8 protein-coding genes and 2 pseudogenes are annotated in these 9,943 nt (G+C 44.6%); 3 read left to right on the top strand and 7 right to left on the bottom strand.

Going from position 1 to position 9,943, the window contains the following annotated elements:
• Window positions 1–32 precede the first annotated feature (32 nt).
• The 4 genes and pseudogenes from QT973_RS24240 to QT973_RS24230 all read right to left on the bottom strand — a co-directional run.
• Entirely contained in the window at window positions 33–434 is a 402-nt protein-coding gene (locus QT973_RS24240; protein ID WP_333392371.1) for a hypothetical protein, read from the bottom strand.
• Between the two features lie 389 nt (window positions 435–823).
• Window positions 824–1,717, bottom strand: a complete 894-nt coding sequence (locus tag QT973_RS24235) for an isoaspartyl peptidase/L-asparaginase family protein (RefSeq protein ID WP_333392367.1) — start codon at window positions 1,715–1,717, stop codon at window positions 824–826.
• 362 nt (window positions 1,718–2,079) lie between these two features.
• Window positions 2,080–2,331 (bottom strand): annotated as a pseudogene (locus tag QT973_RS27100) (IS4 family transposase); the annotation flags it as partial.
• A gap of 944 nt (window positions 2,332–3,275) precedes the next feature.
• Window positions 3,276–3,677, bottom strand: a pseudogene (locus QT973_RS24230) (IS4 family transposase); the annotation flags it as partial.
• A gap of 126 nt (window positions 3,678–3,803) precedes the next feature.
• On the opposite strand from QT973_RS24230, the gene QT973_RS24225 reads away from it, so the two are divergent.
• Window positions 3,804–4,688, top strand: a complete 885-nt coding sequence (locus tag QT973_RS24225) for an aspartoacylase (protein WP_333057695.1) — start codon at window positions 3,804–3,806, stop codon at window positions 4,686–4,688.
• 11 nt (window positions 4,689–4,699) lie between these two features.
• Here the strand turns inward: QT973_RS24225 and QT973_RS24220 are convergent, their stop codons facing one another.
• Window positions 4,700–5,401, bottom strand: coding sequence for a phosphatase PAP2 family protein (locus QT973_RS24220; protein WP_333234030.1), 702 nt, complete (start codon window positions 5,399–5,401; stop codon window positions 4,700–4,702).
• Between the two features lie 160 nt (window positions 5,402–5,561).
• Here QT973_RS24220 and QT973_RS24215 point away from each other — a divergent pair, with 160 nt between their 5' ends.
• The gene (locus QT973_RS24215) at window positions 5,562–6,641 is read left to right on the top strand and encodes a M23 family metallopeptidase (RefSeq protein ID WP_333057699.1); all 1,080 of its coding nucleotides are present in this window, start codon (window positions 5,562–5,564) and stop codon (window positions 6,639–6,641) included.
• A 77-nt stretch (window positions 6,642–6,718) separates the two neighbouring features.
• Here the strand turns inward: QT973_RS24215 and QT973_RS24210 are convergent, their stop codons facing one another.
• Both QT973_RS24210 and QT973_RS24205 read right to left on the bottom strand, forming a co-directional pair.
• Window positions 6,719–7,282 carry a Uma2 family endonuclease gene (locus QT973_RS24210; RefSeq protein ID WP_333057701.1) on the bottom strand — a complete coding sequence of 188 codons (564 nt, stop codon included), beginning with the start codon at window positions 7,280–7,282 and terminating at the stop codon, window positions 6,719–6,721.
• A gap of 41 nt (window positions 7,283–7,323) precedes the next feature.
• Window positions 7,324–7,563 carry a hypothetical protein gene (locus tag QT973_RS24205; RefSeq protein WP_333057703.1) on the bottom strand — a complete coding sequence of 80 codons (240 nt, stop codon included), beginning with the start codon at window positions 7,561–7,563 and terminating at the stop codon, window positions 7,324–7,326.
• A gap of 181 nt (window positions 7,564–7,744) precedes the next feature.
• Between QT973_RS24205 and QT973_RS24200 the strand changes: the two genes are divergently transcribed.
• Entirely contained in the window at window positions 7,745–9,907 is a 2,163-nt protein-coding gene (locus QT973_RS24200; protein ID WP_333057705.1) for a flavin-dependent dehydrogenase, read from the top strand.
• The last annotated feature ends 36 nt before the right edge of the window (window positions 9,908–9,943 follow it).

The following is a 9,943-nucleotide window of genomic DNA, read 5'->3' as shown; positions in this document are numbered from 1 at the left end:
CTACTGAGTATGCTTTCATTGGTATATTATTTTTAGTCAATTCTATTGTACCTCATAACATCCGGAAGTGCTGTATCTTCGAGATAAGTTGAGCAGTCTATCATCTCCATACTGCTGTTGCTGAAGCCCAAATGCTCCCGCCAATAGTCAATCAGCGACTTCGGCGGCTCATTAATTACAATCCCTGGGATGGCATCACCTAACACTGCCAGATTTTTCCAAGGTTCCTTCTGACCAATCTTGTCGAAAGAAGTTTTGGTGGCTTCACTGCTGCCGTCTTGAATAAAGTATTTTTTCCTGTTGGGATAAGCAGCCCAACTGGCGGTGGCAGGGTAATTTAGGATGAACGCATAACGTGCATCTGTGATGTCTGGAGCAAACAAATCGGAAAGAGAGTTGCCTTGAAAGTAAGGAAAGTCGTATGTTGAGTTCATAGAAACATCCAAGTCGAGTTTGAATTGAACTGTTTTCCCTGCCACTAAGTAGCTCGACATAATTAAAAGTAGGGTGGGCAATGCCCGCCCTACAAATTGACAAAGTGTTTATCGATCAATACTTCGGACTGTTTTTGATTACCAACCGTAGAATAAGGGTTTCAAGCCTGGAAGGCAATGGAACTACCAACTGACATCATGTCCGGTCGAGCGACCGCGATTTTTGTAGGGGTGGGTTCACCAACAATATCTGCCCATAATTGACAATCTCAAAAACCCACCCCGACCGGGATATTAATTGATGTCAAGCTACTTAATAACTAGGAAACAAGATATTAGTTGCGGAATTTTAACTCTCTCCAACTAGAGAGAATGCAGCCTCAATAATTTCAACGATGGACGAGTTGTTTTTTCTTAGTGAACACAGCCACCTTGTCCATTTCTGAGGTTCTATAAGCACAAGCCATGTCCGTTGAATTATGCGCCCAGCCAACCCGCCCTTGAGGGTCTATGATGACGCACCCAGCTTCTCCTGCCACCTTAGATGCCAGAGTCTCAATGGCCATCTGCGCGGCTTCGTCTGGGTGCTTGCCGGACGCTAGAATGTCGATCGCCCTCTTAGCTAGAACTACTGGCATAATGGACTCGCCATCGCCTGTGGTCGAGCAACCGCCCTGTTCATTTTCAGCAAACAAGCCTGAGCCAATAATGGCGCTGTCGCCGACGCGACCGGCGGGCTTATTCATAGTGCCGCCTGTTGAGGTACCGGCAACTAAGGTGCCACTACTATCCAAAGCTACACAACCAACGGTATTGGGGCGGTCAAGAACTTCTTTTTCCTCCTCCCACTCTTCCTGTTGCTCATCCGCGATTAAGTCTTCTTTTGTACACATCTCGGCTCCACTTTCTGCAGCAAAATGTTCTGCATGATCCGCTACTAAGAACATGGGTTTTTTATCCATAATCTTTCGCGCCACTGAGATGGGATGGCGCACGCCTTGAACATTTGCGATCGCTCCCCAAGCTAAGGAACGGCCTTCCATCATCGCTGCGTCTAGCTCTACCTCTCCCTGGTTGTTGAGAACCGATCCAAAGCCTGCGTTAAATGTCTGGTCAGCTTCCAGAACCCGGATAGCTGCCTCAACAGCTTCTGCTGCTGTACCCCCGCTTGTGAGCACTGCCCAACCAGCTTCTGCTGCTGCGGTACAGCCTGCATTGTTGGCTGCAACCTTGTCTTCGGAGATGGTTTTTGCTCCACCGTGGACAATAATGCTTATTACCATAAATCTCCTTTTTTACATTAATAACTACTTAAACATTTCTTAGATTAATAAATTTTTAAGTAGTTTTTTATCTCTCATAAATTTATAGATTAGCGGTGTTTGATTGAGGGTTCCTCTATCTTCAGATGTAATTAGTTCTGCCGATATTTGTGTTCCTACCGACCTAGGTATTTAATTATTTTTAATAAAAACTTGGCAAAATTATGTCAATAGTGTGAGTAAATTTGGCTTCGATTTAGTTAAGGAGTTTTAAATATTTAGGGAGTAAAGATGGGGTAAAACTTAAGGCGATGCGCTACACATTAACAGGCAAAATGGCTAAACCTGAAGAATGAGACTTTGCGGAGAGGGTGACAAGAGAGCTAGACCGATTGCTGTAAAAGGGATAGAGCATTTAGTCCTTGGCGAAAGTTCTGAGCTTTATGGGGCTTTAGGGCTATCAGTGCTAACATCTGATCTCGCCATAAAACTAGGGACTGACTCCAAGCACAACCAGATAATCCGAGGCCAAAAATACTGTGATGGGGAAAATTATTAGGGGTTTTTTCCGAGCGATCGAGCTAAGCTACGAAGTGGTTATATTGGAACTCCTTCCCGGCGATAGTCGCTAGCCACTAAGCAGAACTAATCTACAAAACTCCAGCTAAAAATCGGGTGAAGTTACCGAACTTTTCTTCCGAATAAGAGCCTCTATTTTACTATTTTATAATCATCAAGTTGTGCTAAATAGCGATTAAACAAGTTCATAGTTTTGCTTAAATATTGAAAATAAATCAGTTGATTTTAAATTTTAATTACTATTTGAATCAAAATTTTTAATTATAACTTTAATTGTAGTCAATAACAAATGCAGATATATGAATGGTTATATTTTTGAATAAATGAGATTATTTCGATTTAAATTATTGTTTTGTAAAAAGCTGGCTAGACTGGTCAGAAGTCGCGACAGAAACACTCTTTTCTTGATTCAAAGCTAGGTCTTAACCCTTAGTCTATCGATTTTAGATTTTAGATTTTAGATTTTAGATTTTAGATTTTAGATTGAAGCATGGACCCCACGGATAAATTCGGGGGCAAGTTTATCGGATAAGCTGTCGCGCATTTAAATTGTAGGTTCAGGGCGGGCGGGACGCTAGGGCCCCTACTCCCCACAATAGTTTGATTATTTTTTGACATACAATTTAAATGCCGCAACAGCTTACAGGTTTTTTATTTCTCCACGGATGAATCCGGGGGCTTGTATCCTGGATGCTTTCGGTCATGAGACAGTTTGCGAGCTTCCCGCTATGAAACTCTAGGTCTCCGGTTACTACGACAGGATAAGGATTTTCAAGTGTCAAAATCGGGATCGTTACCAGTTTTTTTCAGGGAAATAACTCCTCGACAATTTCGACATTCACTGCCAATATATTGGCAAAGCGTGACCACGAATTTCAAAGGTGGTATCAAGCCCCCGGATTTATCCGTGGAATCAATCCAAAATCGAAAATCGAAAATCCTCAAGAAAGAGCATTTATCTCGCGCAAGTCAATTCTTTAATCTAAAATCTAAAATCTAAAATCGATTGACTCCCAAAAATTATCGTGACTATCAGCAGATTTCGATCTCGCCATTGAGTTCTGTTGAGAGCAAATTCTACATATTTTTTAGTTTTTAAGGTTAATTATGAACTGTTTCTCCGTTGTGCTATATTAAATCTTTGGTCTCTAAATTCAGACTTTAAAGCCGCTTGGGTTATAGGAAACCACAGCCACTGCGTCGAAAGCTGGGGGAGATTAAGAAATAGCTGGAGACTTCGGACGCGACTATTGTATTGAATCGGTTGTGGAAAAATGTTAGCTCATCTCGATCATCGGAGTTGTCGATGGCTTTGAAGCATCTGAACTAAGAGTTATAAGATGGGTGGTTGACTCTCGCTCAAGTGGATGCTTAATAACTTTTGGTATAATGTCTTTAGCATTTTTTGTGGGGTCGTTCCAAAAGTCACCCGCTTTTTTATGACTTCTCCATTATCTCAAACAATTGCCCCCTCTGGGTTTTCCCTCGGTTCTCACCTCTCAGGCTTGGGATAGGAAATTATTTGTTTATGAATCAAATTAAACGTGTTGCCATAGTGGGAGGAACCCACGGAAACGAACTCACAGGAATTTACCTCGTGAAGAAATTCGATCGCGCGCCAGAGTTAATGGGGCGATCGACTTTTGAAACTATCACCCTGCTAGCCAATCCCAAAGCTTGCGAAATCGGGACACGCTACATCGATATCGACCTCAACCGCTGCTTTAGAAAGCAAGATTTAGAAAATCCCCATCTCTCCAGCTATGAAGCCCAGCGGGCGAAAGAAATCTACGGCATTTTTAGCTCAAAAAACACACATCATCCCAACGTAATTATCGATTTGCACAGCACCACATCCAACATGGGGCTAACATTTATTCTCGCCAGCCATCATCCATTTAACCTGCAACTAGCAGCTTATTTAACCTCTGTGTATCCCCGCATCAAGGTACTCACTTCTACAACCAAGAATCATGATAGTCCTGTGCTGCGATCGCTTTCGGAATTAGGCGGGACGCTGGAAGTTGGTGCAGTGCCACAAAGCGTATTAGATGCGTCTTTATTTCAGGAAACTGAGCAAGTTGTCGGTACGATATTAGACTGCGTAGAAGCCTACAATCAAGGCACAGTGCCTGCGGTCAAGAATCCCCTGACTATTTATCACACCATTGGGGCGATCGACTATCCCAGAAACGAGAACAGAGAAATTCAGGCAATGATTCATCCTCATCTGCAATCCAGAGATTATCAAGCCCTAAATCCCGGCGAACCGATGTTTTTGACCTTTGATGGTAAGTCGGTCTTGTATGAAGGTAAATCAACCGTATATCCCATTTTCATTAACGAGGCTGCTTACTACGAAAAAGGAATTGCCATGTGTTTTACCCAGAAGCAAATAGTCAGTTTTGAGTAGAAAATTTCAAATTATTCTTGATTTTTTTCCTGTGACAAAAACTCCTCTTGAGAAGCCCTAGTAAAAGAACGCAATTCCTTCCATATTTCCAAAGTGATAATACAGGTAATTAGCCACACCAAACCAGCAGTATAACCAGCAATAACATCGGTAGGCCAATGAACTCCTAGGTAAAGCCGGCTCAAACCAATAGCAGCAATTAAGACAACTGTCAAACTGTAAATCGACCAGCGCTGCTTGGGAAATCGTACACCCAAAAAATATCCTAGCAAACCGTAAATAACCATGGAAATCATTGCATGACCGCTAGGAAAACTGTAAAATGTGACATTAACAACACGCTCCCAAAGTTGAGGTCGATCGCGGGCAAAAAGTTTTTTTAACAGTAAATTTAAACCGATGGCTCCACCAGCCGCGAGCGCAATAGTTGCAGCTTCCGAGCGGTGATTGCGCGCTAGCAAAACAATACCCAACGTCAGACAAATCACTAGCAGCAAATTCGGCTCTCCCAAAAAGGTAAAGCCCAGCATTATTTGATCGCGCAAGGGAGTGTGCAATTGCCTCAGAGCGAGTAAAATAGAGGTATCGAAAGCGTAACTTTCTTTTTCCAACACGTCTTCGGCAATGGTGGCAAATCCCCACATCGCCAAAGCCGCAACCGCAAGCCCGGTAAGCCGAATTATCGAAATGAGCGATCGAATTTTAGAACCCATTCTTGAACTAATTAAAATTTTAAAATTTCTAACTCAAAATAATACAACAAAGATAGGAAACGAAAACGCCTTACCCATCGTCTAGATTCTTGAGCAACTCTATTCTGAATGATTAATTGATTTTTCACTACCCACCTCAGCTTTTACATCCAATCGGCGAATGACTATACTCTCCACAAAATACATTTCTGCAATTTTGTTGACCTTGGGGTTGACAAGTCTTTCTAGCTGTGCTACTAACAGCGGAGTAAGTGCCCCGATCGCCGAAGCCAACACGATCGCCCAGCGTCTCGTTTCTTCCGCAGTCGCCCAAAAGCCCAACAACCCGCAATTCGGTCAGCCGATCGACTGTACCCTCGGCAAAGACTGTTTTGTATTGCTGTATTTCGATCGAGAACCCGGCCCCACCGCCGTCGATTTTGGCTGCGGGCGCCAAACCTACGACGGCCACGACGGCACAGATTTTGCCATTCCCGATGCCAAAGCAATGGCAAAAGGAGTTCCAGTTATTGCCTCCGCAGCAGGCAAAGTTTTGCGAGCACGAGATGGTGTGGTCGATCGGCGTTTACAAAACGATACAGAAAAAGCCAATCTCGCAGGCACAGAATGCGGCAACGGCATGGTAATTGACCACGGCGGTGGTTGGGAAGCCCAATACTGCCACCTCCGCCAAGGCAGCGTTGCCGTCAAACCGGGTACGCAGGTAGAAAAAGGCACTGTTTTGGGCATGGTGGGAAACTCTGGGATGGCATCTTTCCCCCACGTACACGTAACTTATCGCTATCAAGGCAAAGCCGTAGATCCCTTTGTCGGACCCGACGCGAAGGTAGGCTGCAACATCGCCCGCAATCCAATTTGGGACAAGCCTCTAGACTATATTTCCACAGGTTTAATTAGGGCTGGTTTTGCCAATAAGCCGCCCGATATCAACGCTGTCTGGGAAGGACAATTTTCCGAAACTCAACTCCCTGTAAACAGTCCAGCTTTGTTGTTTTGGGTGCAAAGTTACGGAGTGCTCAAGGGCGATCGGGAACAATACAAATTATTTGCACCCAACGGCACAACCATCGCCGATCAGACCAATGAAATTAAAGCCCCCAGCCGTACTTGGTTGGGTTATGTCGGCAAAAGAAACAGTACAAATTCTCCTCTGATTCCGGGAGTTTGGCGGGCCGAATACCGGTTGATGCGAGGCGATCGAGTTTTGACAGAAGTCAAGCGAGAAGTTGAGTTGCGTTAGTCCGTTGACTGTTGACTGTTGACTGTTGTCACTAGGGAAAAGTAAAAAATATTAAAAATAGGACATTCTTCCGAAGATTATTTCAGCAGCCAGCCAAATAATTCTCCGACACTCAACCGCAGTTCGCTAGCGAAGGACGGCACAGGTAGCAGCATTTCGGGTTCATCAAATACTGCTGTCTGTTGCTGGGGAACATAAACAAAAACGCATTGTTCGTCGGGATCGATCAGCCAGCCCATTTGAGTTTGATGATTTAAGCAGTGCAGAATATTTTTAGTAACTTTAGTTTGACTTTGGTCAGGCGACAAAATCTCAATTGTCCAATCAGGAGCTATGGGAAAGACATTAGCAATTTCGCCGTTATCATCGGCGGGAATTCTGTTCCAGACAAATACTGAAACATCAGGCACTGTTGACCTTCCGCCAAAGGTACACCGGAGTTCAGGAAATGCTCGTGCAACTTTTTTTGGTTTTAATATAGTGTTAATGAAAATAATTAGTTCACATTGAGTCGCACTGTGTTTCCCTTGTGGCATTGGCTTCTGAATAATTTGATTATCAATGTATTCGCTGGCCGGTTTGGTTTCGGGTAGTTGGAGAAACTCTTCTAAAGTTAAGGATTTTAATCTTGTTTGTACCATTTTAAGTTCACCTCTAATGAAGTAGATCTTTTAGCAGCAGTCTAGTAATCAGGCAAATTGTTCCAAGCTTGAGCCACAATGTCGCTCAGCCATAGCCTCTGAGCAAAATCGAGCAGATTGTCGTCGGCTAGTACCTCAGCCTTCAATTCATCCAAAGACTGAGATCGCGATCGAGCTATTTGAATCACACCCGCGATCGCCGACGCCACCAATTCTTCATTCAGCGGCTGCTGCCGCAAAGCAATCATTTCTTGAGGATTCGTAGGAATGGGATAATTCATAGGAGTGCATACCGAAGGGAGTAGATGTTCAGCCGCTGTGGGGCTTCCGGCGAATCAGCTAAAAATCTGAGAACACTGTAAACTTATTTAAAACTAAATAAGTATTCGGGAGTATAGCCTACTTTGCTCCCTTGTCAACTCCCCCATCTTTATTAATTTATTCAGAATTGAGAGCCTAATCATGCAAGAAATTCTTTATCTAGAAGTTCCGACACCGGATACAGCAGCAGTCTGCACTTGGTTGCAGCACGAATTCGATCCCGGAATGGGAGAAAAAATTATTACTGCTGACGGCTTTCGCCTGCTTTCACCAGCCACAACAGCCGAGGTTCAGAAGTCTGGAACTCAAAATGCCAATCCAAAACCCGCCTTGGCTGACACCAATTCAGGAAACCAAAATTGGCGATCGACAGAACTTTCCACCTTTGTCTGGTCACTGCAACGCACCACTTATTTAAAAGTCTTTCGTCTAGAAGAGGCGCCTGCGGGAGAAAAAAAGTTCCTGGAAGCTCTGAATCTTGCTGTAAGAAACAAGTTTCCCGATCGCTACCGGGAACCCCCTGTCATAGACCTCTCCAAGCAGTCAATTTTTGAGGCTCTTGCCCCCTATTACCCCTTGACCGTCAAATACTTCCAAAAAATGCCTAATGGCGAATATGACCTCAAGCGCGTCTACTGGTGGGAACAGCGTTGGCGCGAAGGCACTCGCAATCCTCAAACGCCAAAACAAGTAGTGTTTTTGAAGGAAGAGGGTTCGGCAACGGATTCTGTAACGGATTTAACGGATGTAACCGATGTTAAGAAGAAGGTAAAAAGTACAGTTTCGGTGTCTGATTCTGGCGATACTTTTTACGACTTAATTTATATTGGCGGGGCCTTGGGAGTGATTCACGCCGCAGTCATGGCGAGATTGGGCTACCGGGTGCTGCTAGTTGAGCGAATGCCTTTCGGGCGGATGAATCGCGAGTGGAATATTTCGCGGGACGAAATTCAAAGCTTAATTGATTTGGGTTTATTTACTGCTGCAGAAATCGAAACTTTGATTGCCAGAGAATACAAAGATGGCTACAACAAGTTTTTTGATGCTAACAATCCGTTCGTGGCTAAAGCGCCTGTTCTGCACACACCAAAGGTACTCAATGTAGCTTTGGACGGAGAGAAATTGCTGAATTTAGCGGGAGTTAAGCTAACAGAAGCTGGTGGAGAAATCTGGGACGAAACTGAGTTTATCAGAGCAGATGTTGAAGCAGAAAAAGTAGTAGTTCAGGGCCGCCACTTGCCGACAAAAGCCGATCGCACTGCATTAGGACGGCTGCTGGTGGATGCAATGGGGTCGGCTTCTCCCATCGCTTGGCAATTGAACGAAGGGCGGACTTTTGACAGCGTTTGTCCGACAGTGGGAGCAGTCATCGACGGAGGATTTGAGCCGGGAATATGGGATTCCGATTACGGGGATGTACTCCACACTCACGGGGACATTTCCCGCGGACGCCAGCTCATTTGGGAGTTGTTTCCCGGCGCCGGCACAGAACTGACAGTTTATCTATTTCACTACCACCAAGTACATCCAGAGAACCCCGGTTCTTTGCTGGAAATGTACGAGGATTTTTTCGCAATTTTACCGGAATACCGTCGCTGCGATGTCGATAAATTGGTGTGGAAAAAACCGACCTTTGGTTATATTCCGGGGCATTTTAGCAGCAACAGCAGCGATCGCTCCGTGGCGATCGATCGCCTAGTCTCGATCGGCGACGCAGCATCCTTGCAATCTCCCCTCGTTTTCACAGGCTTCGGCTCTCTTGTCCGCAATCTTTTCCGCTTAACAGACCTGTTGGATACAGCATTAAAGCACAATTTGTTGACGGCAAATCACTTAAACCAAATTCGCGCCTACCAGAGCAATATTTCAGTAACTTGGCTATTTTCTAAAGGCATGATGGTTCCTACCGGCAGCAGTTTGCCACCCCAAAGAATTAATTCAATGCTCAATACCTTTTTCGGTATTTTGGCAGCACAAAAACTCGCCGTCGCCGAAACTTTTATTAAAGATAGAACCGACTGGCTAACTTTCAATCGACTGGCGATCGAAGCAGCCGGAAAAAACCCTTCTCTCCTTTTGTGGATTTTAGATTTTGTCACCTTGGGGGATATTTGGCGCTGGCTGGGAAGTTACTTGAATTTTACTCTGCTGGCTTTGGCCAGTTTGCTATTCGGATGGCTTCCCAGTTTCGCCCGCAGGGTACAACCTTGGTTGGAACCCCGGTATCCGGGTGTTTGGCTGTGGCTGTTGGCTACCAGCTATGCTCTCACCTATGGCATGGGAAAGGGGAGAAAAGAGTGTTGAGTTTTGACTTTTAACTCAAAACTAGCAACTTCAGTT

The organism is Microcoleus sp. Z1_A1, from assembly GCF_036700305.1.
Classification (GTDB): Bacteria; Cyanobacteriota; Cyanobacteriia; order Cyanobacteriales; family Microcoleaceae; genus Microcoleus.
The sequence above is the reverse complement of the archived record's forward strand: the minus strand, read 5'-3'. Positions and strand labels throughout refer to the sequence as shown.